General features: G+C 69.6%; 23 protein-coding genes and 1 pseudogene. 13 read left to right on the top strand and 11 right to left on the bottom strand.

The features are described from left to right. Positions 1 to 208: 208 nt before the first annotated feature. From H0X91_RS19475 to H0X91_RS19455, 5 genes are all read left to right on the top strand, one after another. The gene (locus tag H0X91_RS19475) at positions 209 to 1,000 is read left to right on the top strand and encodes an SDR family NAD(P)-dependent oxidoreductase (RefSeq protein WP_060266183.1); all 792 of its coding nucleotides are present in this window, start codon (positions 209 to 211) and stop codon (positions 998 to 1,000) included. A gap of 100 nt (positions 1,001 to 1,100) precedes the next feature. After that, positions 1,101 to 2,150, top strand: coding sequence for a LysR family transcriptional regulator (locus H0X91_RS19470; RefSeq protein WP_196433248.1), 1,050 nt, complete (start codon positions 1,101 to 1,103; stop codon positions 2,148 to 2,150). Between the two features lie 100 nt (positions 2,151 to 2,250). Then, positions 2,251 to 2,949 (top strand): DUF4286 family protein, encoded by a 699-nt coding sequence (locus H0X91_RS19465; RefSeq protein ID WP_196433247.1) that lies wholly within the window; start codon positions 2,251 to 2,253, stop codon positions 2,947 to 2,949. A gap of 56 nt (positions 2,950 to 3,005) precedes the next feature. Next, on the top strand, positions 3,006 to 4,325 hold the full coding sequence (locus H0X91_RS19460; RefSeq protein WP_196433264.1) for an MFS transporter: 1,320 nt from the start codon (positions 3,006 to 3,008) through the stop codon (positions 4,323 to 4,325). Positions 4,326 to 4,373: 48 nt separating this feature from the next. Beyond that, positions 4,374 to 5,075, top strand: a complete 702-nt coding sequence (locus tag H0X91_RS19455) for a DUF2848 domain-containing protein (RefSeq protein WP_006484275.1) — start codon at positions 4,374 to 4,376, stop codon at positions 5,073 to 5,075. Positions 5,076 to 5,425: 350 nt separating this feature from the next. Here H0X91_RS19455 and H0X91_RS19450 read toward each other — a convergent pair whose 3' ends face one another. After that, a complete protein-coding gene (locus H0X91_RS19450) occupies positions 5,426 to 6,403 on the bottom strand; it encodes an NAD-dependent epimerase/dehydratase family protein (protein ID WP_196433246.1) in 978 nt (325 codons plus the stop codon). Between the two features lie 99 nt (positions 6,404 to 6,502). On the opposite strand from H0X91_RS19450, the gene H0X91_RS19445 reads away from it, so the two are divergent. Beyond that, a complete protein-coding gene (locus H0X91_RS19445) occupies positions 6,503 to 7,405 on the top strand; it encodes a LysR family transcriptional regulator (RefSeq protein WP_196433245.1) in 903 nt (300 codons plus the stop codon). Between the two features lie 30 nt (positions 7,406 to 7,435). Here H0X91_RS19445 and H0X91_RS19440 read toward each other — a convergent pair whose 3' ends face one another. Then, positions 7,436 to 7,759 (bottom strand): DUF7660 family protein, encoded by a 324-nt coding sequence (locus tag H0X91_RS19440; protein ID WP_006485664.1) that lies wholly within the window; start codon positions 7,757 to 7,759, stop codon positions 7,436 to 7,438. Positions 7,760 to 7,819: 60 nt separating this feature from the next. After that, on the bottom strand, positions 7,820 to 8,692 hold the full coding sequence (locus tag H0X91_RS19435) for a LysR family transcriptional regulator (RefSeq protein WP_034203325.1): 873 nt from the start codon (positions 8,690 to 8,692) through the stop codon (positions 7,820 to 7,822). A 145-nt stretch (positions 8,693 to 8,837) separates the two neighbouring features. On the opposite strand from H0X91_RS19435, the gene H0X91_RS19430 reads away from it, so the two are divergent. Beyond that, positions 8,838 to 10,298, top strand: coding sequence for an MFS transporter (locus H0X91_RS19430; protein ID WP_006496843.1), 1,461 nt, complete (start codon positions 8,838 to 8,840; stop codon positions 10,296 to 10,298). Between the two features lie 96 nt (positions 10,299 to 10,394). Here H0X91_RS19430 and H0X91_RS19425 read toward each other — a convergent pair whose 3' ends face one another. Continuing rightward, positions 10,395 to 10,592: an oxidoreductase-like domain-containing protein gene (locus H0X91_RS19425; protein ID WP_006492647.1), complete on the bottom strand. Its 198-nt coding sequence runs from the start codon at positions 10,590 to 10,592 to the stop codon at positions 10,395 to 10,397. 162 nt (positions 10,593 to 10,754) lie between these two features. On the opposite strand from H0X91_RS19425, the pseudogene H0X91_RS19415 reads away from it, so the two are divergent. Next, a pseudogene (locus H0X91_RS19415) lies at positions 10,755 to 11,176 on the top strand (RidA family protein). An 80-nt stretch (positions 11,177 to 11,256) separates the two neighbouring features. On the opposite strand, the gene creD reads toward H0X91_RS19415, so the two are convergent. The 4 genes from creD to H0X91_RS19395 all read right to left on the bottom strand — a co-directional run bounded on the left by creD (position 11,257) and on the right by H0X91_RS19395 (position 15,719). After that, on the bottom strand, positions 11,257 to 12,651 hold the full coding sequence (gene creD / locus H0X91_RS19410) for a cell envelope integrity protein CreD (RefSeq protein ID WP_084751599.1): 1,395 nt from the start codon (positions 12,649 to 12,651) through the stop codon (positions 11,257 to 11,259). 103 nt (positions 12,652 to 12,754) lie between these two features. Beyond that, entirely contained in the window at positions 12,755 to 14,206 is a 1,452-nt protein-coding gene (creC, locus tag H0X91_RS19405; RefSeq protein WP_006485670.1) for a two-component system sensor histidine kinase CreC, read from the bottom strand. Between the two features lie 15 nt (positions 14,207 to 14,221). Then, positions 14,222 to 14,935 carry a two-component system response regulator CreB gene (creB, locus tag H0X91_RS19400; protein WP_196433244.1) on the bottom strand — a complete coding sequence of 238 codons (714 nt, stop codon included), beginning with the start codon at positions 14,933 to 14,935 and terminating at the stop codon, positions 14,222 to 14,224. A 70-nt stretch (positions 14,936 to 15,005) separates the two neighbouring features. Then, positions 15,006 to 15,719: an SDR family NAD(P)-dependent oxidoreductase gene (locus H0X91_RS19395; RefSeq protein WP_012493456.1), complete on the bottom strand. Its 714-nt coding sequence runs from the start codon at positions 15,717 to 15,719 to the stop codon at positions 15,006 to 15,008. Between the two features lie 349 nt (positions 15,720 to 16,068). Between H0X91_RS19395 and H0X91_RS19390 the strand changes: the two genes are divergently transcribed. Further along, on the top strand, positions 16,069 to 16,746 hold the full coding sequence (locus tag H0X91_RS19390; protein WP_006496184.1) for a dihydrodipicolinate reductase C-terminal domain-containing protein: 678 nt from the start codon (positions 16,069 to 16,071) through the stop codon (positions 16,744 to 16,746). 93 nt (positions 16,747 to 16,839) lie between these two features. Here H0X91_RS19390 and H0X91_RS19385 read toward each other — a convergent pair whose 3' ends face one another. Both H0X91_RS19385 and H0X91_RS19380 read right to left on the bottom strand, forming a co-directional pair. After that, positions 16,840 to 17,649 (bottom strand): SDR family oxidoreductase, encoded by an 810-nt coding sequence (locus H0X91_RS19385; protein WP_043205245.1) that lies wholly within the window; start codon positions 17,647 to 17,649, stop codon positions 16,840 to 16,842. After that, positions 17,646 to 18,479 (bottom strand): molybdenum cofactor biosynthesis F family protein, encoded by an 834-nt coding sequence (locus H0X91_RS19380; RefSeq protein ID WP_006493836.1) that lies wholly within the window; start codon positions 18,477 to 18,479, stop codon positions 17,646 to 17,648. The genes H0X91_RS19385 and H0X91_RS19380 overlap by 4 nt, the downstream gene beginning before the upstream one ends. 170 nt (positions 18,480 to 18,649) lie before the next feature. Here H0X91_RS19380 and H0X91_RS19375 point away from each other — a divergent pair, with 170 nt between their 5' ends. From H0X91_RS19375 to H0X91_RS19365, 3 genes are all read left to right on the top strand, one after another. Next, a complete protein-coding gene (locus tag H0X91_RS19375; protein WP_062910375.1) occupies positions 18,650 to 19,447 on the top strand; it encodes an AraC family transcriptional regulator in 798 nt (265 codons plus the stop codon). Positions 19,448 to 19,625: 178 nt separating this feature from the next. Then, complete coding sequence (locus tag H0X91_RS19370; RefSeq protein WP_084752173.1) at positions 19,626 to 20,558, top strand: DMT family transporter; 933 nt, start codon at positions 19,626 to 19,628, stop codon at positions 20,556 to 20,558. 203 nt (positions 20,559 to 20,761) lie between these two features. Next, entirely contained in the window at positions 20,762 to 21,310 is a 549-nt protein-coding gene (locus H0X91_RS19365; RefSeq protein ID WP_006485834.1) for a hypothetical protein, read from the top strand. Between the two features lie 94 nt (positions 21,311 to 21,404). On the opposite strand, the gene H0X91_RS19360 is transcribed toward H0X91_RS19365, so the two are convergent. After that, positions 21,405 to 21,539: an entericidin A/B family lipoprotein gene (locus tag H0X91_RS19360; RefSeq protein ID WP_006485835.1), complete on the bottom strand. Its 135-nt coding sequence runs from the start codon at positions 21,537 to 21,539 to the stop codon at positions 21,405 to 21,407. A gap of 234 nt (positions 21,540 to 21,773) precedes the next feature. Between H0X91_RS19360 and H0X91_RS19355 the strand changes: the two genes are divergently transcribed. Then, positions 21,774 to 23,069 (top strand): aspartate carbamoyltransferase, encoded by a 1,296-nt coding sequence (locus tag H0X91_RS19355; protein ID WP_006485851.1) that lies wholly within the window; start codon positions 21,774 to 21,776, stop codon positions 23,067 to 23,069. Positions 23,070 to 23,172 lie beyond the last annotated feature (103 nt).

Raw genomic sequence — 23,172 nt, 5'->3', positions numbered from 1 at the left:
TATTTTGCCGGGCTTTCGTGGCTTATCGCAAAAATGTGGAGGATAGAGCGATTCGGCGTCGGACATCGTCAGCCTTTGCAAAATGGGCCAAGGCCACCGTGCCCGCCACGCCGGCCGTTCGGACGACCCGCGTTCATCCTTTCGGTGGATACCGGCGCGCGCCGGCGCCGCCTAAAGTGGCCGGAACGCCCCCTTTCCGGAGAACGACATGACGCACCCGCCCCCCCGCACGATCGCCATTACCGGCGCCGGCACCGGCATCGGCGCCGCCTGCGCGCGCCGCTTCGCCCGCCGCGGCGACCGCGTCGTGCTGATCGGGCGCCGCCAGGCGCCGCTCGACGCGCTGGCTGCCGAAACGGGGGGCCTCGCGCTGGCCGGCGACGCCGCGAGCGCCGCCGACTGGGCCGGCTTCCTGCCGCGCATCGCCGCACGCTTCGGCCGCGTCGATGCGCTTGTCGCCTGCGCGGGCGGCCACGGCATCGGCCGCGCGGACGAAACCGACGACGCGCAGTGGCGCGCTGCGATGCATGCGAACCTCGACACCGCATTCGTCAGCGCGCGCGCGTGCCTGCCCGACCTGATCGCGCGGCGCGGCAATATCGTGCTGGTCGCGTCGATCGCGGCGCTCGCGGCCGGGCCCGGCGTATGCGGCTACACGGTCGGCAAGCACGCGCTGCTCGGCCTGGCGCGATCGCTCGCGCGCGACTACGGTCCGCACGGCGTGCGGGCGAACGCCGTCTGCCCGGGCTGGGTCCGCACGCCGATGGCCGACGCGGAAATGGAGCCGCTGATGGCCGCGCACGGCGATTCGCTCGACGGTGCGTACGCGCGCGTCAGCGCCGACGTGCCGCTGCGGCGCGCGGCCGATCCCGACGAGATCGCGGCCGTCTGCGCGTTCCTGGCGTCGCCGGACGCGTCGTTCGTGACCGGCGCGACGCTCGTCGCGGACGGCGGCGCGATGGTCGTCGACGTGCCGACGCTCGCGTTCGACCGGCTTTGACGCCACCCGAACCTGCGGCGCGTGCGTGCGCGCTTCCGAATCCGTTAACATCGTCCCGATCCGCCGCCTGGCGCGGCACCGCCTCACCGTTCGGAATTCGATGAACATCCGGTTTCTGGAAACCTTCGTCTGGCTCGCGAAGCTGGAAAACTTCCGGCTCACGGCCGAGAAACTGCATACGACGCAGGCTGCCGTGTCGAGCCGCATCGCATCGCTCGAGGAAGCGTTCGACGTGCGCCTGTTCGACCGCAACACGCGCTCGGCCACGCTCACGCCGGCGGGCCGGCGCATGCTGGCCTACGCGGAGCGGATCGTGCGGCTCGATGGGGAAATGCGGCGCGACATCGACGCGGCCAGCGATGCGGGCCTGATCCGGATCGGCGTGATCGAATCGATCGTGCACAGCTGGTTTCCCGCGCTGATGGCGCAACTGCGCGAGCGCTATCCGCGCCTCGACGTCGAGATCACGAGCGACACGACGCTGCATCTGATTCGCCTGCTCAGCACCGACGGCGTCGACCTGATCCTGCAGACCGACCCGGTGCCGGGCCCGGACTTCACGAACCTGCCGCTGTGCGAATTCCCGGTGCGCTGGGCCGCGAGCCCGCGCCTCGGGCTCGGCGGCCAGCCGCTCGACGTCGCGCGGCTGGCCGGTTTTCCGATCATCAGCTTCTCGCGCCACTCGGGGCCGCACGCGACGATCGAGCGGCTGTTCGCGGCGGTCGAACGGCCGGCCAGCATCAACTGCATCACGTCGGTCGCGGCGATGATCCGCCTCGTCGCCGACGGCTTCGGCGTGGCCGCGCTGCCGCCGGCGATCATCGGGCGCGAGCTGCACGAAGGCACGCTCGAACTGCTCGACGTCGCGCCCGAATTCCCGCCGCTGCCGCTCGTCGCGACTTACCGCAGCCAGGGGCTGCCGGTCGCCGCGCGCATCGCGGAACTCGCGAGCGAAGTGGCGCGCGCGATGGCGGCTGCCGGGAATCTCGCGAAGCCGGCCGCCGAGCGCGTCGACGCAACGCTCGTCGATGTAACGCCCGCGCGCAAGGCGACCACGACAAAGACGAACGCACCGACGACAACGAAGCGCACGACGAAGGGGGCTCCGCCTGCCGCGCCCGCCGCAAAACGACGCCCACGCCGCTCATAAGAAAACCTGTTCACCGCGAATTTGTTTTCTTGTTGGACGGGCGCGACCCGTCTTCGGGACACTGCAGTTCCTGCCCCACCGCGTCACGAGGAACCCCGCAATGACCCGCCTTTCCCTTCCGCACGGCCAGCTTTGCGTCTGGACGGATATCGACCCCGCGCACGAAGCCGATTTCAACGCGTGGTACGACCGCGAGCACATGCAGGAGCGTGTCGCGATTCCCGGCTTCACGCATGCGCGACGGTTTCGTGCGACCGACGGCGGCCCGCGCCGATACCTCGCGCTGTACGTGACGGACGCGCTCGACGTGTTCCGCGGCGATGCGTACCGGCGCGCGTTCACGCAGCAGACCGCGTGGTCGCTCGCGAACTTCGAGCGCATGACGGGTACGCAGCGGCGCGTCGGCGAGCTGACGATCGAGGCCGGCGACGGTGAAGGCGCGCATCTCGCGCTGTTCGTGCTGGCCCCCGATCGCATCGACGTGCCGCACCTGCGCGCGCGCTTCGACGCCGCGCTGCAGGAACCGGGCATCCATGCCGCACGGCTTTTCCGCACGTCACCGGACCTGTCCGCACCGATCGGCGCCGCTGCGGCCGCCCGCCCGGCCGCCGATGCGCTGGTGCTGATCGAAGGCAGCGACGCAACGGCCACGCGCCGCGTCGCCGCCACGCTCGCCGGACACGACGACGTGCGCACCTTCGACCTGCTGTGGCGCGCCGCCGCGCCGCTGCCCGTCCAGCGATGCGACGTCGAAGCCGAAACGGCCGCCGCCTCGACCGCTGCCGCCCTGCCTGCCTGAACGCTCGACGCCGCCGCCCACGCCGGCCCGCGCTTCATCCCGTCATCCATCCCGACCTGCCCGATACCATGAGCACTCTCGTCCAGCCCGCCGCCCACGCGCCCCGCCGTGTCCGCAACAGCCGACTCGCGACCGCGAGCATGATCGGCACGTCGCTCGAGTGGTACGACTTCACGATCTACAACACGCTCGCCGCGCTCGTTTTCAACCATCTGTTCTTCCCGTCGGTCGATCCGCTGGCCGGCACGATCCTCGCGTTCTCGACCTATGCGGTCGGCTACGTGTCGCGCCCGCTCGGCGGCTTCGTATTCGGCAACCTCGGCGACCGCATCGGCCGCCGCGCGGTGCTGATGCTCACGCTCGTGCTGATGGGCGTGACGACCGCGCTGATGGGCGCGCTGCCGACCTACGCGCAGGCCGGCATCCTGAGCCCGATCCTGCTCGTCGCGCTGCGCTTCGTGCAGGGCGTCGCGCTCGGCGGCGAATGGGCCGGCGCGGTATTGCTGTCGGTCGAGCACGGCGACCAGAAACGGCGCGGGCTGTCCGCGTCGTGGACGCAGATCGGCCCGTCGTTCGGCACGCTGCTCGGCACCGGCTGCATCGCGCTCGTCACGCTGTCGACCACGTCCGACACCTTCCTGTCGTGGGGCTGGCGCGTGCCGTTCGCGGCCAGCGCGCTGCTCGTCGTGTTCGGCTTCTGGCTGCGGCGCGGCGTCGACGAAACGCCGCAGTTCGAGCAGCTCGCCGAATCGCATGCGACCGCCGACGTGCCTGTCGCCGACGTGCTGAAGTACCACTGGAAGCGCCTGCTGATCGCGGGCGGCTCGCGCATCGGTTCGGACGTGCTGTATGCGCTGATCGTCGTGTTCACGCTCACCTATGTGACGACCGTGCTGCACCTGTCGCGCCCGGTCGCGCTGACGGCCGTGATGATCGGCACGGCCTGCAATGCGCTCGCGGTGCCGTTCTTCGGCGCGTTGTCGGACCGCTTCGGCCGCCGGCCCGTATATCTCGCCGGCGCGCTCGCCGGCATCGTCTGGGCGTTCGTGTTCTTCGCGCTGCTCGATTCCGCGCGCCCCGCGGCGATCGTCTCGGCCGTCGCGATCGGCCTCGTGATCCATGCGGTGATGTACGGCCCGCAGGGCGCGTTCGTGACCGAACAGTTCCCGACGCGCGTGCGCTACGCGGGCTCGTCGCTCGCGTACACGCTCGCCGGCATCGTCGGCGGCGGCTTCGCGCCGCTCGTGATCGCCGCGCTGTTCCGGCAGACGGGCACGACGACGGCCGTGTCGCTGTACGTCACCGCCGCGCTCGTCGTCACGTCGATCGCGCTCGTCACCGCGCGCGAGACCGCGCACCGGCCGCTCGACGACTGAGCGCCCCCCCCCGCCGACCATTCATTCGCACTTCAAACGGATAGCCGCATGCCAACCCTGTCGTTCAACGTGATTTCCCTGCAACGCGCGCCGGCCGCCGTCGACGTCGACGTCGAACGCGTCGTGATCGCCGGCTGGGCCGGCCGCGACCCGGCCGCGATCCAGGCGCACATCGACGAACTCGCGGCGCTCGGCGTCGCGCCGCCGTCGACCACGCCGTGCTTCTATCGCGTGTCGTCCGCGCTGCTCACGCAGGCGCCGTCGATCGGCGTGCTCGGTGCGCGCTCGGGCGGCGAGATCGAATGCGTGCTGGTCGACAGCCCGGCCGGCACGCTGGTCACGGTCGGCTCCGATCACACGGATCGCGAAGTCGAAGCGTACGGCGTCGCCGTGTCGAAGCAGGTGTGCGCGAAGCCGCTCGGCCGTGACGCGTGGCGTTATGCGGATGTCGCCGATCACTGGGATGCGCTCGAGATGCGTTCGTGGCTGATTGCGCGCGATGGCGAACGGGTGGCGTACCAGCACGGCGCGGTAAGCGGCCTGCTCGCGCCCGACGTGCTGTGGCAGCGTTTCGACGATCGCCGCACGATGCCCGCGCGCTGCGCGATGTATGGCGGGACCGTCGCCGTGCACGGCGCGATCGCGGCGATGGACGACGGCGACGCATTCGAGATGGAGCTGCACGATCCGGTGCTCGGGCGCAGCCTCACACATCGCTATGCGGTCGAGGTGTTGCCGGTCGTGGCTTGACGGGAACGGGAAACTGCACGGCATACGGAGGCGGCGGCGTTCAGTCGCCGTGCCAACCCTACCGGTACGGCTGAAAGCAGTGATAGTCCGGAAAGTTGAACTGCGAGTTGTCGCAATACAGCACGCCGGCCAGATCCGTACAGCCGCTCAATGCGAACATGATTGCGCCCGCAACCGACGCTTTCCATCCGAAATGCACCATCTCGCCCCCGTTTTCGCCCTATCGGTGTTGACCGACATGATGCGCATCGGACGCACGCGGGTATGTGGAGAATTGTGGTCCGGGGGCTTCATCGGTTCGCCGTGACGCGTTTCCATGCCCGGGCGCTGCCCGTGCTACCCACCGTTGCTCACCCGAGACACCCGAGCCCCGCCAGCGTCGCCTCCACCGCCGTATCGAGCGGTGTCACCGGCTCGCGGCCGAGCACCGCGGTCACGCGCGCGTTGTCCATCCGGATCGGTTCGCGCCACAGGTAACGCATCTCGAGCAATTCGCGCAGTGTCGTGACGAACGGCGCGGCCGCCCACACGAGCCACCACGGGAAATCGCGCAGCGCCGGCCGCATGCCGTGCCGCTGCGCGACGCGTTGCACGGCCTGCGCCATCTGCAGGCCGTCTTCATCCCAATGCCCGCCCAGATGAAAGCGCGCGAACGGCTCCAGCATCTCGCGCCGCTCGATCAGCTCGACCATCACGCGCGCCACGTCCGGCACATACGACCATTGGTGACCGACGCCGCGGCCCGGCACGCTGATGGCCGCGACGGGCCGCCCCGGCTTGATCAACCCCTGCGAAAACCAGCTGTTGCCGAGCTGCGGCCCGAAAAAATCGCCGGCGCGCACGACGATCGCCCGCACGCCGTGCACACTGGCGTCCTGCAGCCGCCGCTCCAGTTCGACGCGGATCGCGCCCTTGCGGGTCGCCGGATGCTGCGGCGCGTCTTCCCGCAGCACCGGAAACGCATCGGCGCCGAAGTTGTAGACCGTGCCCGGCAGCACGACGGTCGCCTGCGCGGCCCGGGCCGCCGCGATCGTGTTGTCCATCATCGGCAGCACCTGCGTGGCCCAGTTCCGGTATCCGGGCGGGTTCACCGCATGCACGATCACGCTGCAGCCGCGTGCGGCGCGCACCACCGCGTCGCGATCCAGCGCGTCGCCGCGCACCCAGGCAATGCCGTCGCGCTCCGCGATTTCGGCATCGAGCCCGCGCTTGAGCGCGCGCACCTGCCAGCCCGCATCGCGCAACTGCCGCGCGACTTCCCCGCCAATCCCGCCGCTCGCGCCGAGCACGAGTGCCAGCCGTTGCGTCCCGCCTGCGTCCGTCGTCATTGCCGCCCTCCTTGAATGGAACCGTCACGACACGCATTCTGGCGCGCCGATCGCCATCAAGGAATTGCTGAACCCAGCAGATCAGCTATACATTTATGTATGACCACCGATCTGAACTGGGAACGCTACCGCACCTTCCTCGCGGTGCTGACGGAAGGCTCGCTGTCCGGCGCAGCACGGGCCCTCGGCATCACCCAGCCGACGGCCGGCCGCCATGTCGCGGCGCTCGAGGCCGCATTCGGCCAGACGCTGTTCACGCGCTCGCCATCGGGCCTGCTGCCGACCGAAGCCGCGCTCGCGCTGCGCGGCCATGCGGAGGCGTTGCGCAGCGCTGCGGCCGCGTTCGAGCGCGCGGCGGCCAGCCACGGCGCCGGCGTGCGCGGCATCGTGCGGATCTCGGCCAGCGACGTGATCGCCGTCGAGGTGCTGCCGCCGATGCTCGCGCAATTGCGGCGCGACCATCCGGGGCTCGTGATCGAACTGGTGCCGACCGACCGCCTCCAGGACGTGCTCAAGCGCGAGGCCGACATCGCGGTCCGGATGGCGCCGCCTGCGCAGGACGCGCTCGTCGCGCGGCGCGTCGGCGCAATCGAGGTCGGGCTGTATGCGCGCGACGATTACCTGACGCACCACGGCGCGCCGGCGACAACCGACGCGCTCGCGCATCACGCGCTGATCGGCTTCGATACGGTCACGCCGTTCATCCGCTCGGCGGGGCACGGCATGCCGCTGTGGAAACGCGACGCGTTCGCGCTGCGCACCGACAGCAACCTCGCGCAGCTCGCGATGATCCGCGCCGGCTACGGGATCGGCTTCTGCCAGACGGCGCTCGCGAAACGCGACGCGCGGCTCGTGCGCGTGCTGCCGGACGGGCCCGCGATTCGGCTGGAAACCTGGGTCGTGATGCATGAGGACTTGCGGGCGAGCCCGCGCTGTCGGGCCGTGTTCGATGCGCTGGCCAACGGGCTGCGTGCGTATGCGGACGGCGAAGGCGCCGAGTAGAAAGCGGCGTGCGTGAATCCGCGGGCCGCGCTATTCGTAGATTTTGCCGGCGAACAGGATGTCCGCGATGCGCCGCCACGGGTTGTCGGGCACATCGTAGAAACGCAGCCCTTCTTCCGACGCCTCCGCCCAGTCGATCATCGCTTCCAGGTACTCGCCGATCGACCGGTTTTCCCAGCCGAGCGCCGCGCGGGCGTACGGCGACAGCGGCGCGTCGGCCTCGAGTTGCCGCTCCGTGTGCCAGTCATGGCCGAGCACGCGCAGGAAGTGGATCAGCGTACGCTCGTCGACCACGCGTTCCAGCGCGTGCTGCAGCTTCGCGGCCATCTGGTTCTTCAGTTCGTCGTCGTTCATGCCTGTGGCCCCCTGGCGCGCCGCTTGGCGACGCGCCGCCGCGTGTCGCGCGGCATGGTTTTACATCAGCAGTTGACGCGACAGCACCTCGCGCGCCTGGGTGACGGTCTCGCGTTCGCCCGGCAGCGGCGGCGTCAGCGAAAACACCGCGTCGGGCAGCGGCGGCAGCCGGTATTTCGTGCCGAGCCGCATCAGGCCGTCGCCGATCGCCGACGCGCACAGGCAACCGACCCCGAGCCCCGCCGCGAGCATCGACTGCAACCCGGCGACGCCCGACGCGCTATGCACGAGCACGTACGGCGTGTGCTGCTCGTCGAGCGAGCGCACCGCGACCTGATGCATCATGCAGTCGTCCGGCAGCAACACCAGCGGCAGCGGCTCCGGCAACTGCTCGGCGAGCTTGGGCGACGCGACCCACGACAGCGGTTCGCGCCGCAGCACCCAGCGCGTGTCGGCCGACGCCGGCCGGAACGGCCCGCTCGACATGTTCATCACGACGCCGAGATCGATCTGCCCGCGTGCGTGCGCCGCCTCGATCTCCACGCTCTTCATCGCGCTCACGTGCAGGCTCAGTTGCGGATAGCACTCGCGCAGCCGCGCCAGCATGCCGGCCACTTCATTCGTCCGGTAATAGTCGGTGATCGCGACGCGCAGCTCGCCCTTGATCGCCTGTCCGCGCAGCTCGTCGAACGCGGCCTCGTTCAGCGCGACGATGCGCCGCGCGTGCTGCAGCAGCCGCGAGCCGGCGGGCGTCGGTTCGACGCCGCGCTTGCTGCGCACGAACAGCGGTACGCCGGCGCGCGATTCGAGCTTGCGCACCTGCTCGCTGACCGTCGATTGCGACAGATGCAGCAGCGGCGCGGCGGCCGTCAGGCTGCCGGCGTCCGCGACCGCCGCGAACGTGCGCAACTGGTCCAGATCGAAACCGCGCATCGTCATTCCTTATCCATCGATTAACCCGATGGATGCTACCACTCTTTCCCGCTTTTCCGAACCATGAGCGATCCCCAGAATACGGGGTCAACGGCCTGAATCCGTCGATCGACTATCGGGCCCTCATTTTTTGGATCCTGCTTTCATGACGAACAACACCCTCGCTCCCTGCGCGCCGGCCGGCGCGGCTGCCGCGGCGACGCCGCGCAGCCACCGCGGCTGGGCGCTCGTGGTCCTGCTGGTCGGCGCCATTCTGCCGCCGCTCGACTACTTCATCGTGAACCTCGCGCTCCCGGCCATTCGCGACGGCATCGGCGCGCGCCAGACCGAGCTGCAGCTCGTCGTGTCGGCCTATGCGTGCGCGAACGCGGTCGTCCAGATCACCGGCGGGCGTCTCGGCGACCTGTACGGACGCAAGCGGATGTTCATGATCGGCATGGCCGGCTTCGTGCTCGCGTCGACGCTGTGCGGGCTCGCCGGCAACGGCACGGTGCTGGTCGGCGGCCGCGTGCTGCAAGGCCTGTTCGCCGCGATCCTCGCGCCGCAGGTGCTCGCGACGATCCGCAGCGTGTTCAGCCCGCAGGAGCAAGTGCGCGTGATGGGCTTCTACGGGTTCGCGTTCGGCCTCGCGGCCGTGATCGGCCAACTCGGCGGCGGCGCACTGATCAGCCTGCATCCGTTCGGGCTCGGCTGGCGCGCGATCTTTCTCGTCAATCTGCCGATCGGCATCCTGGCGCTGCTCGGCAGCTGGCGCTTCATCCCGGAAAACCGCCCGCCGCGCGGCCAGCGCATCGACGTGCCGGGCACGGTGCTGATGTCGCTGTTCCTGCTGATGCTCGTGTACCCGCTCACGCACGGTCGAGAAGCCGGCTGGCCGCTGTGGATGATCGCGTGCGGGGTCGGCGCGCTGCCGATGCTCGGCGCGTTGCTGGCAGTGGAAGCGCGCCGGCTCGCGCGCGGCCACGATCCGCTGCTCGACGTGCGCCTGTTCCGCAACCCGGTCGTCGCGCTCGGGCTGCTGCTCGCGTTCCTGTTCTACACGCTGAGCGCGTTCTTCCTGAGCTACGGGATCTATCTGCAGGGCTGCCTGAACTGGTCGCCGCTCGCGTCCGGGTTCGCGATCCTGCCGCTCGGGCTCGGCTTCCTCGCGAGCCCGCTGCTGATGCCGCGCCTCGTCGCCCGGTTCGGAGGCTATCGCGTGCTCACGCTCGGCTTCGCGATGCTCGCGGCGGGCGTCGCGATCGCCGCCGCGCTCGCCCGCGACGGCGCGCCGGGCCCCGGCTTCTACGCGGGCATCGCGGCGATCGGCGTCGGGCAAGGGCTCGTGCTGCCGTCGGTCGTGCGGATCGTGCTCGCGGAAGTCGATGCGGCCCGCGCGGGGGTCGCGTCGGGGATGGTCAGCGCGATGCTGCAGATCGGCGCGGCCGTCGGCGCCGCGACGATCGGCGGCGTGTTCTTCGCGCGGCTCGGCGTGCATCCGGCCGCGCTCGATTACGTGCAGGGATTCAGGGCGTCGATGTTCACGCTGACGGTCGTGTTGCTGGCCTGCATCGCGCTGTCGATGGCGCTCGGCCCGCTGCATCGGCGGCTGCATGCGGATGCGTGACGCGCGACACGCGACGGAATCCGCACCGTCAGTGGAGGTGCGTGACACGGACACGGCGCATGCGCGGCGCGGCGTGACGGCTCGTCGGCCTCCGGTTCATCGGTGAGGCTCGCGCTGCGCCTGCCGCGCCTCCCATTCGGCCAGCTCGACGCGATAGCGCGCGAGCGCTTCGTCGTACAGGTCGAAGACGCACGGCGAGCAGCCGCTGTTGCAGCAGTCTTCCAGTTCGGGTTGGACAGGCGGGGTCGGACGGGGATCGTCGACGGACGGATCTCCGGAAACTTGGTTCGGCACGGCGTGGTCCGGTAAGGTGGAGTGGTCAGTATAGGGCGATCCGGGCCGCCGCCGCTTTCGGCAGGGCGGGCGGATCGACGATGAACGCGTCCATCATGGTGCGATCGTCGGGCGCCGCATGCCGCTGCGTTCGTCCTGTTTCCGTTCCATAGGAGCTGCGCGATGCCCGAAGCCGTGAATCCCCGGAAGTCTGGGCGCCGTTCGGCGCGTTCTCGATGGCCATGATCCAGGGCGACGGCCGGATCGTGCATCTGAAGGGGCAAGTCGCGCTCGACCGCGACGGGCAGGTGGTCGGCGCCGGCGACATGCGCGCGCAGGTTCGCCAGACACTCGGCAACCTCCGCGACGTGCTGGCCGCACTGGGCGGGCAGATGCGCGACGTGATCTCGCTCGTCCATTACGCGACCGACATCGACGCATTCATGCAGGCCGGCGACATCCGCAGCACGTACTTCGCCGCCCCCTATCCGGTGACGACAACCGTCCAGGTCGAGCGTCTCTACCATCCCGACCTGCTGATCGAGATCGCGGCCATCGCCGAGATTCCGCGGGCGCGGTTCCGTCGTCCCGAGACGGCTGCCTGAAACGCATCGGGCTCGCATGAAAGCGCGCGCCGGTCGCGGCATTCCCGGCCGGCGCGCGCACTTGCCTGCAGCCCGCCGGCTTACTTCGCCGGCGCGCCCGGCTTCATGGCCGTCGGCTTGTCGGCCAGCGGCTGCCACGCCGCGCCGAGCGAATACCAGTCGACGCGGCGCGTGAGCGTCATGATGCCGGCGAGAATCGCGAACAGCAGCAGCGAGCCGAGCATCAGCGCATTGTCCTCCGACAGCAGCAGCCCGTAGAGCGCCGCGTACAGCATCGCGAGCAGCGCGGTGAACGTCGCGCCGCGCTTCACGCTGTGCAGCACGAACGACAGGTAGAAGCCGAGCAGCCCGACGCAGGCGCCGCTCGCCGCGAGATACGCATAGCCGAACGCAATGTGTTCGGACAGGCTCAGCAGCAGCAGGAAGAACAGCGCGAGCGACAGGCCGACCAGCGTGTACTGGATCGGGTGAATGCGCAGCCGCTTCACGAGCTCGTACATGAAGAAGCTCGCGAACGTCAGCATCACGAACAGCGCACCGTATTTCGTCGCGCGCTCCGCCTGCAGATAGACGTTCACGGGTTCGATCACCGACACCGACGCCATCTCGATCCCGCCGTCGCCGTTGCCATTGCCGGACGCCACCTGCTCGCGCGCCTTCGTGTTGAACGACGTCACGTGCCAGTTGCTGACGAAGCCGCGCGCGTCGATCGTGCGCTCGGCCGGCAGGAACTCGCCGCCGAAGCTCGGATGCGGCCACGTCGATTTCAGCGAGAAGTCGTTCTGGTCGCCCACCGGCGCGAACGCGACCGATTCCGCGCCGGCCAGCGGCAGGCCGATGCTGAACGGCACGACCGTCGCCCCGGCGTTTGCCTCCGCCAGCGCCGCGAGATCGACGTTCGCATGCACGCCCTGGCGCAGGCTCTCGAGCCACGTGCCCTGCTCAACGTCGATCCGCTTGCCGCCGATGCGCAGGTCGGGCTGCGCCTTCAGCCCGCGCAAGTCGCCGATGCCGAGCGCGACGACCGCGCTGTCGATCTTGAAGCTCACGTGGCCGTCGGCCTGCGGCAGCTTCTTCAGGTCCGGCAGCGGCAGCGTGCCCGTCATCCGGCTGTCGAGCCCGTACACGAGCGCCTTGTGGATGCCGCGATAGCGCGTGCTGACCGACAGCGTGCCGTCGACGTTCAGCGTCTTCGGGAACACGAGCAGCCGTTTCGCCTCGCTTTTCAGGACGGTTTTCGCCTTGCCGCCGGCCCGCACGTCGTCGCTCGCGCGCGTGACTTCCGTGTAACGGACGACGAGCACCGGCCCCGTCACCGTCTGCGGCCCCGCATAGCTCGCCCAGATGCTCTGCAGCGCGCTCTGCCGATAGTCGGCGCGTTCCCGCACGATGCTCTGGACCATCTGCAGCGGGATCAGGATCGCCAGCGCGAGCAACGCGGTGATCATGGACTTGAACAACAGGACTCGATTCATTGCTGGGAGGTACCGGAGTGGAAGGTACGGTCAGCATGAGCGGCCCCGGTGAAGGGCGATTGAAGCCGGCGTGAAGCGAATGTGTGGCGGGCGTGAAGCGCGGTCAGCCCGCCGACGGCAGCGTGAGCGTCGCGCACGCGCCGCCTTCCGCGCGGTTCGCGAGCGCGACCTGGCCGCGGTGCAGCATCGCGACTTCGCGGACGAAACACAGCCCGAGGCCCGTGCTGCGATCCTGCCCGTCGGGGCGCGGCAGCGAATAGAAGCGTTCGAACACGCGCGAGAGCGCATAGTCGGGCACGCCGGGGCCGTCGTCGGCGACGCGCACGACCGCGACGTGCGCCCTGCCCGCCGGCTGCCGTTCGAGCGCGATCCGGATCGTGCTGCCCCGCGGCGCGAAATCCAGCGCGTTGTCGAGCAGGTTGCCGAGCGCCTGCCGCAGCAGGAACGGATCGCCGTCGACGACCGCCGGCTCGGCCGCGTCGTTCGCATCGATCCGCAGGCTCACGCCGCGCTGCCGCGCGCGCGGCTCGATATCGTCGACGAGCTGTTCGAGCACCGGCCGCAGCGCGACCGGCTCGTGCACCGACAGGCGCTGCTTCTGCTCGACCTCGGCCAGCGCGAGCAGCTTGCGGATCATCTGTTCGAGGCGGCCGGCCTGGCGGCGGATGTTCTCGGTGAAGCGCCGGCGGTTCGCGACCGGCATGTCTTCCTGCAACAGCTCGGCCGCGCCGCTGATCGCGGCCAGCGGGCTCTTCATCTCGTGCGTGAGCGTGTGGATGTAGGTTTCGACGTACTGCCGGTCCTCCAGCCGCTGATGCATGCTTTCCACCGCGCGCCCGAGCTCGGCCAGCTCGTTCGCGCCCTGCAGCGGCATCGACGCGCGCTCGCCGGCCGCGATCGCGCGCGCATAGCGCTGCAGGCGCCGCAGCCCGAGCACCAGCCACCACGTGCACGCGGCGCCGATCAGGATCGCGCCGCCCATCAGCAACGCGCCGTACAACATGATCTTGCGCTGGCTGCGCGCGATGAACGGCGCGACCGTCTGGTTCGGTTTCGCGATCGTCAGCACGCCGATGATCTCGTCGCCGCGCCGGATCGGCGCGGCGACGTGCATCACGGTACTGCTGTCGTCGTTCGGATCGCTGCGCGTGCTGCGCGCGCCGTATTCGCCGCGCAGCGTCCGGTACACGTCGTTCCAGCGCGAATAATCCTGCCCGACCGCGCTGCCGGACGAGTCGTAGCGGACGATGCCGTGCGCGTCGGTGATGTAGAGGCGGTAGCCGATCGCGTTCTTCTGGATGCCCCACACGTTCGCGCTGACCGGCCGCTCGTGCAGTTTCCCGAGTTGCCGCGCGAAGGCGCCGTCGGCGATATGGCCGTTCGCCATGTCGTCGGCGGCCAGCGTCGCCAGCACCTGCGCGGTGTCGACGAGCGTGTCCTCCATCGCTTCGCGCACGCCGGGCTTCACCTCCTGCACGAACACGCGCAGCGTGATCAGCGCGGCCAGACCGACGATCAGGAAAAAACCGAAGAAGATGCGCAGGCCGATATGCATGGGTGGTGCCGGTCGTTACGGTTGCAGCGAATAACCCATCCCGCGATGCGTGCGGATCGGGTCGCGCTCGGGATCGATCGCGCGCAGCTTGGCGCGCAGCGTCTTGATGTGCGTGTCAACCGTGCGGTCGGCCGAATCGAGCGCCTCGTGCCAGACGAGATCCATCAACTGTTCGCGCGAGTAGATGCGCCCCGGATGCCGGACCAGCAGCGCCAGCAGCCCGAATTCGTAGCGCGTGAGGTCGAGCGCGTGGCCGAGCCACGACACGCGCGCGCCGCCGGTGTCGAGCGTGAAGCCGGACGCGACCGGTGCCGGCGCATCGGCCGGCGCGGTTGCGGGTGTCGGTTCCGACGCGGCCGTCCGATGGAAGCGGCGCAGGATCACGCGCACCCGCGCCGCCAGCTCGCGCGGCGAAAACGGCTTGACGACGTAGTCGTCAGCGCCGATCTCGAGCCCGACGATCCGGTCGATCTCGTCGTGCCGCGCGGTCAGGAAGATCACCGGAACATCGGTGAACGTGCGCAGCCGCCGGCATACCTCGAAGCCGCTGAGGTCCGGCAGGCCGACGTCGAGCACCACGAGGTCGACACGCGTGCCGCGCAGGCGGTCGAGCGCCGCCTGCCCGAGCGTGCAGTGGACGGTCTGCATGCCGTCGGTGCCGAGGGCGTAGACGATCGTATCCGCGATCGCCTGTTCGTCTTCGACGATCAGGATGGTGGGCTGAGTCATGGGTTCGGGGCGCGCAATCCGGTGCGACATTGTACGCACGCCCGGACCCGACGAGCCCGCCCTCGGCGCACTACGCCACGCGGCCGCTCACCGGAATCGACGCACCGGTGATCGCCTGCGCGTCGGCCGACAGCAGGAAGCCGATCGTCGCGGCGAGCTGTTCGGGCCGGACCCAGCGCGAGAAGTCGGCGTCGGGCATGTCCTTGCGGTTCGGCGGCGTGTCGATGATGCTCGGCAACAGCGCGTTCACGGTCACGCCGCGATCGAGCAACTCGGCCGCCAACGCCTCGGTGAGCCGCGCGACGCCGGCCTTCGCGGCCGCATACGCGCCCATCCCCGCGCCGGCCTTGAACGCCGCGCCCGCGCCGATGTTGACGATGCGGCCGGCCTGGCTCGCGATCAGGTACGGCAGCGCGGCCTTCGACGCGTTCAGCGCCGTCTTCACGTTCAGTTCGTACATGCGATCCCACGTGGCGGCATCGCCGTCGGCGATCGTCTGCCACACGAATGCGCCGGCGATGTTCAAGAGCGCGTCGACCCGGCCGAATTCGCGGTTGACCGTTTCGAGCGCCTGCGCGGCGGCCTGCGGGTCGACGAGATCGATGCCGCCGATGCGCAGCGCATCGGCCGGCACGCCGGGCAGCGCCTGCGCCGCCGGGGCCGCGCCGCGGCCGATCAGCGCGACGCGCGCGCCGCGCGCGCCGAGCCACGCGGCCGTCGCGACGCCCAGATGACCGAAGCCGCCGGTGATCGCGACTGCCTTGCCGTTCAGGTCGTGTTCCATCGATGTGTTCTCCTGGATCGAGGGTGATGGGATGAAATGCCGACAGCGTAGCGCCGTTCACGCGCTCGTGCGAACGGGATGACGGTGGGCAGCGCAGTTCCGCTGTCGTTTCGCCGTGGTTATCGGGCGCCAAGCGCGGTTGGCGGCATCGCGAGATGGATCGCGATCCATGCGGCGCGGGGCGCCGCGACGTCGCGGGCGCGGCTCGACGAGCACGCGGTCGCACGGCCGGGCATAATGCGCGATGCCCGCCAGGCGTGGCGCGCGGCACGACAGTCGGACCAGCGTGGCCCGGCCGACGGCCTGCGCCACTGCGGACGCGCATCCCGAACCTCAACCCGTCCATCCCATGCAAGTACTCGTCATCGGAACCGGCAAGCTCGCCAACGAGTTGCTCGGCTCGCACCGGCTCGACCCGGCCACCTGTCGCGTGATGCCGTGGTCGGACGCCACGCGAACCGACGCCCGGTCGATCGTCGTCCATGCCGGTTCCGGCCGCGAACTCGCCGCGGCGATCGCGTTCTGCCAGGCCACCGCATCGCCGCTCGTCGAGTTGTCGACCGGCTCCGACCTCGAAACCGGGACATACGGCTTTCCGGTCGTGCTGTGTCCGAACACGAACATCCTGATGCTCAAGTTCATGAGCATGCTGGAAACCAGCGGCCACCTGTTCCGCGACTGCGACATCAGCGTGACCGAGTCGCATCAGGCCGGCAAGACGTCCGTCCCCGGCACGGCCGTCGGCATCGCCGAGTCGCTCGGCGTGCGGCCGGCAGACATTCGCTCCGTACGCGACCCGGCCGTACAGCGCGGCGAATTCGGCATCCGCGACGATCAGCTCGGCCGCCATGCGCTTCACCGGATACGCATCGACGACGGCGCATGCAGCCTGCAGTTCGAATCGCGCGTATCCGGCGATACGCCCTATGCGGATGGCGTATCGCGCATCGTCGAGGCCGTCCGCCGGCACGATCTCGAGCATCGTCGCTATTCGATCGTCGAGTTCATCCGCAACGGCTGGCTGTAGTCGCGGCGGGCGCGTATAGCGCGGCCCTCCATGGCGTGGGTCGCACGCCTATGCCGACACGGCCTCGACGCTTCCCCCCTCGCGGGCTTACCGCTACCCGTCCGCCAGCACCGCCCCGCTTTCCGGCAACGTCGCTCCGCCGTCGACGACGATCGTCTGCCCGGTGATGTACGCCGCGTCGGCCGACGCGAGAAACAGCATCGCGTTCGCGATGTCCTCCGGCTCGCCCATTCGTGCCAGCGGAATGTCGCGTGCGATCTGCGCCGCGACCGATGCGTCGCCGAGATTGCCGGCCGCCGGCGTGCGGATCATCCCCGGCTCGACGCCGTTGACCGTCACGTGGCGGCGCGCCAGTTCCAGCGCCGCTGCCCGAATGAAGCCGTTCACGCCGGCCTTCGACGCCGCGTAATGCGCGAGCCCCGGATAGACGACGCGCGGCCCGGTCACCGACGACGTGACGAGCAGCCGCCCGGCCCCCGCGCGCTCGAATGCCGGCAACGCAGCCTGCGCGAGCCAGAACAGTGCCGACAGGTTGACCGACAGCGTCCGGTCGAGCGTCGGCGCGTCGATCTGCTCGAACGGCGTCAGCGGAAAATACGCGGCATTGTGGACGACGACATCGAGCCGGCCGCCGTCGCGCTCGACTGCCGCCACGAGCGCATCCAGTTCGTCCCGGCTCGCGGCGTCGACCTGATACGCGCGTGCATCGCCGCCCGCGCTGACCAGCGCCTCGGCCTGCGCGGCGGCTGCTTCGCCGTTCAGGTCGGCCACCGCGACGAATGCGTCGGATTCCGCGAAACGGCGCGCGATCGCCGCGCCGATCCCTTGCGCAGCACCCGTGACGAGCACGACGCGTCCGCCGAAATCCGCACGCAGGCGGCCGCTGCCCAGCACGGCAGTCATCGTTGCGCCTCGCCGCCGAGCGGATGCACGGTTTCGTTCAGCACCTGCGCATAAGCGCCGATCTGGAAATTCGACAGCGTGCCGAAATCGCCGCCCTGGTAGCCGAAGATCTTGCCGTCGGTCTTGCGCTGCGCGAGGTCGATCAGCACGACGCCGAGCGTCGGCACCACCTTTTCGCGCCACACGAACAGATACAGCTCATCGGCCATCTTGAAGTAATGACAGCGGTCGACGTCGGCCAGCCCGCCTTCCACGCCCTGCAGGCACTGCCACGCGTAGAAGTTCTCGTTCAGGTAGATATGCTCGTAGCATTCGGTCGGGCTGTAGCGGTACATCGTCCGCTTGCCGATCAGCTCGCGCGTGGGCGCATGCAGCGGGCCCGGCCGGGCGTGGCCGCCGAGCGTGCCGTGCCGGAATTGCGCGTCGACGGCCGTCAGCGGCAGCCCGCGCGCGACGCGCGTGAACGCATCGATGCGCGTGTCGGCTTCCGTCGGCAGCGTACCGACGACCGACGTCCACACGCCGTTGTCGAGATCGATCACGAGGCTGACCGACGTCGCGCGGGCAGTGGTATCGATGTAGTCGACGAAGTACAGACCGTCGCGCAGCCGCGTCACGCGGCACGGCGCGCGGCCGCCCGTATCGGTCGCCGCATCGCGCCACTGCAGCGCGCCCGGCTCGAACGTATGGACGCGCCATGCGCCCGATGCGTCTTCGAGCGCCAGCGTCCGCCCGACGAGCGCGTCGACGGGCGCGAGGGTGTTCGCCTCCGGCGCGAAGCCGTCCGCGAGCGCGCCCACCTGAATGAATACCGGATCCTGTCGTTCCACCTGCCGTCTCCCGCGCAGCTTCAGGCCCGGCGGGCCGTGTACGCTGCCGATGTGCACATGGTGCGGGCTGCGCGCGCCGCGCGGTATCCGCCAAAAGGATGAAGGGCGCACGGCGCCGGAACGCGCTAAAGTGCACGTGATCCGCGCCGCGACCGGCGCGAGGAGCGCACATGCACCGTGTCACCCACTACCGACGCACCGGCGAAGGCATCGAGGCGATCAGCCTCGAATCCGATCGCGCGTTTCCGCGCCACGCGCACGACGAATTCGGGGTCGGCGTGATCGTCAGCGGTGCGCACCGGTCGTGGAGCGGCCGCGGGCAGGTCGACGCGCTGGCCGGCGACGCGATCATGGTCAACCCGGGCGAAATGCACGACGGCTCGCCGCTCGAGGCCGGCACCGGCCGTCGCTGGCGGATGCTGTACCTCGCGCCGGCGCTGGTCGCGGGCGTCGCGGCGGAAGAAGGCCTCGGCGGCGTCGAGCTTGCGCACCCGGCCGTGCGCGACGCGCGGCTCGCGGCCGCCGTCGGCCGGCTGCATGCACGCATCGTCGCAGGCGAAACCCAGCCGCTCGCTCGCGACGAAGCGCTCGTGATGCTCGTCGCAGGGTTGCTCGCCCGGCACGCCAACCGCACGCTGCCGGCGGCCGGTGTCGCGCCGGCGGTCCGCGTCGCCCGGGAGCGGCTCGACGCAGCGCCGGCCGTACCCGTATCGCTTGCCGAGCTGGCGGACCTGAGCGGCGTGAGCCGCTTCCAGTTGCTGCGCGGCTTTGCGCGCGAGCTCGGCATCACGCCGCACGCCTATCTGGTTCAGTCGCGCACGCGGCTGGCGCGCGCGTTACTGGCCGGCGGCCTGCCGATCGCCGAGGCCGCGGCCGAGGCCGGCTTCGCCGATCAGAGCCACCTGACGCGCGCGTTCGCGCGCCAGTTCGGGATCACGCCGGGGCGGTTCACGCAGGCGGGTCAATAGCGCTGTCGGTGCGCGGTGCGCGGACCGCCGCGCGCATTGCATTCGACGGCGGTTGCCGCCTAGACGTCAGCCGTGACCTCTTGCGTCGGTGCATGTCGACGGCGCACCACATTCGACGCCCGCCCCGCTGCAATTTCGTTCAAGACGCCCCCCACCGCCGTACGCGACGATGCGGCGCATGAAGACACGACTGATCGGCTATCTCTATCTCGCCGCCGCGATGGCGGGCGTCGGCAGCACCGTCATCGCGAGCCGTCTCGCGGCCGGCGGCCTGCCGCCGTTCGCGGCCACCGCGCTGCGTTTCCTGATCGCGACGCCGCTGCTGTTCGCGCTGATGCGTGCGCAGCGCATGCGCTGGCCGTGCATTGCCGCACGCGACGCCGTGCTGCTCGTCATCCAGGCCGCGGCGGGCGGCGTCGGCTATACGGTGCTGCTGATCAGCGGCACGAAACTGTCGTCGCCGCTCGATGCCGGCGTGATGCTCGGCACGCTGCCGGCCATGTCGACGCTGATCGCGGCCGTCGTGCTGCGCGAGCGGCAGACGCCGCGCGACTGGCTGGCCGCCGCGCTCGCCACGGCCGGCGTGCTGTTCGTCACGTTCGCGCCGGGCCACGCGATGCCGTCGCTCCGGACGCTTGCCGGCGATTCGCTGGTGCTGGCGGCCGTCGCCTGCGAAGCGGTCTTCATCCTGCTCAACCGGCGGCTTGCCGCGCCGTTGCCACCGCTGGCGCTTTCCACCGCGATGTCGGGCCTCGGCTTCGTGCTCGCACTCGTGCCGGCCGCGTTCGAATGGCGCGCGGTGGCGAGCGGCTGGACCGTCGGCGCCGTGTCGGCGATCGTCTACTACGCGTTGATTCCGACCGTGCTCGGCTACCTGTGCTGGTATGCGGGCTCGGCGCGCACGAGCGGCACCGAGGCCGCCCTGTTCACGGCGGTCGCGCCGGTTTCGGCCGTGCTGTTCGCGGTCGCGTTGTTCGGCGAAACGCTGACCGGCACGCGTGTCGCGGGCATCGCGCTCGTCGTCGCCGGCATGCTCGTCGGCGCGACGCGGCGGCGCGAGCCGCCCGTCGAATCACCCGCCACGCTCGCCGCGCGGACCGCCACCGATTGACTCGCGTTCCTTGGTCCCGCCGAAAACGATGGCGGCGCCTTCCCGTCGCACCGCCTTCGACCGCCGCCTTCCGGCCATGCAGCCGACGACTGTAGGAATGTGTCCGCGCCCCGCAAAACCGTTGCGCACGACTGCGCAAGATGCAATATTCGCGTGGCCGGACCCTTTGACAACCATCGAACAACAATCCGCCAGATCAAGCAATGAACAGGAAGGAAGCCAAAACAAGAATCGCGGTGCTGCTGTCCGCGGGAACGAGGAAGGCCGACGCACTGGCCGAGCTGTCCGGACAGGGGCTCAAGGATCGCGTGCTCGCGCATCTGATCGCGTCGCGCCCGGACCCCGAACGCTGCCGCAAGAACAAGGTGCACATCCGGATCCTGATCGCGCTCGGCATCGCGCAGCTGGTCATCAGCCTGATGCTCGCGTACTACTTCTTCGCGTCCGGCGCCGGCGGCGTGCTGGTCACCGTGTTCCTCGCGTTGACCGTGCCGCTGTCGCTGCTGTTCATCTGGGGTTTTGCGACCCATCGTGTCGGCGCGTATCACGCGTTCATTCTGCTGTCGCTGCTGCAGGTACCGAAGACCGTCGCCGATCTCGGGCGCGATCCGTCGGCCGCGCTGCCGAGCCTTGCGATCACGGTCGTGCTGGTCGGCTACGTATGGTTCGTCCGCAACCGGGTGTTCCCCGACTACGGCTGGTTCACGCCGCGCAAGGTCGACGGCCGCTACGCATTCGTCGAGCGCGCCTGACGCCGCCGGCGTCGAGTCGGGCGCAAAAAAAGGCGCCGCGCCTCCCCGCAACCGCGGGAAGGCCGGCGCCTTCTGCATGCCGGAACCGGTCGGCTTACTTGGCCTTTTCAGCCGAATCGCTGATCGCCTGGCCGCCCTTCGAAATGTCCTGGCCCACGCCGGCGACCGTATTGCACCCGGCGAGCGCCGCCGTCACCACCAGCAGCATTGCAGCAATCGTACGCGTCATTCTCATTCTCCTTCGAATCAACATGCCCGATCGGGCGAATCGTGTGCGGCTGGCGCCCGGCACGCTGCCGGACACGGGGCCTGACCTGATTATACGGAGACGCACGCCGCGCGCCAGTACGGCCCCGCCGAGTGTCATGCGCGCCACACCCCGCTTGCACGCAGATTTTTCTTGACTTCATTGCGCCAGGAACTAATATACGCACCGCGTATATTTTCCGCCCAGGAGCCGCCGATGACCGTTCCCCAGCAAGCCTTCCTCCGCGACGCGATGCGCCGCCTCAACATGACCCGCGAGGCGTTCGCGAATCGCATCGGCGTCAGCCGGCGCGCGCTGGATACCTGGCTACTTCCCGACGATTCGCAGGAATCGCGAGGGATGCCCGAGATCGTCGAGCGCTTCGTGTCGGAGATTGTCGAGCGCTCGGCGCCGGATGGCGAGAACTATACGCAAAGCGTAGACAAACAAGGGCTCGCGAAGCAGTTCCTGTTCGAAGGCAAGCCGCAATTGATCTCGGTCGACCAGTTCTCGCGGGATTCGGTCGAGGCGCTGTTCCGCGTGGCCGACGTCATGCAGCCGATCGCGCGACGCCACAAGATTTCGCGCGTGCTCGAAGGCGCCGTGCTCGGCAACCTGTTCTTCGAGGCCAGCACGCGTACACGCGTGTCGTTCGGCGCGGCCTTCTGCCGGCTCGGCGGCTCGGTGTGCGACACGACGGGCTTCACGTTCTCGTCGATGGCCAAGGGCGAATCGATCTACGACACGAGCCGCGTGATGGCCGGCTACGTCGACGCGCTCGTGATCCGCCATCCCGAAAAAGGCTCGGTGGCCGAATTCGCGCGCGCGACCAACCTGCCGGTGATCAACGGCGGCGACGGCCCCGGCGAGCACCCGAGCCAGGCGCTGCTCGACCTCTATACGATCCAGCGCGAATTCTCGCGGCTCGGCAAGATCGTCGACGGCGCGCACATCGCGCTGGTCGGCGACCTGAAGTACGGCCGCACCGTGCACTCGCTCGTCAAGCTGCTCGCGCTGTACCGCGGGCTGAAGTTCACGCTCGTATCGCCGCCGACGCTCGAGATGCCGGCGTACATCGTCGACCAGATCGCGACGAACGGCCATGTGGTCGAGCAGACGACCGACCTCGCGGCCGGGCTGCGCGGAGCGGATGTCGTCTACGCGACGCGAATTCAGAAGGAGCGTTTCACCGACGAGTCGTTCGAAGGCTACACGCCGGATTTCCAGATCAACCAGGCGCTCGTCGACTCGGTATGCAAGCCGGACACGCTGATCATGCACCCGCTGCCGCGCGACAGCCGGCCCGGCGCGAACGACCTGTCGGTCGACCTGAACCGCGACCCGCGTCTCGCGATCTTCCGGCAGACCGACAACGGCATTCCGGTGCGGATGGCGATCTTCGCGGTGCTGCTCGGTGTCGAGAATCTCGTCCAGCATTCGATGCGCGACGCGACGTGGCGTCCGCCGGCGTACCTCGGCCCGGAAGACGCTGTGTTTCACGGGATCGATTGACGCCACTGCGAAACGCTCGTGCCCTGCCGCCGTTGCGTCAGGGAACGAGCCTGATGGTTCGATTCAAAACGCGCCGCCACCCACGGCGCGTTTTGCATTTCGG

It is taken from the genome of Burkholderia sp. 9777_1386 (genome assembly GCF_015712265.1).
Lineage (GTDB): Bacteria > Pseudomonadota > Gammaproteobacteria > Burkholderiales > Burkholderiaceae > Burkholderia > Burkholderia cenocepacia.
The sequence above is the reverse complement of the archived record's forward strand: the minus strand, read 5'-3'. Positions and strand labels throughout refer to the sequence as shown.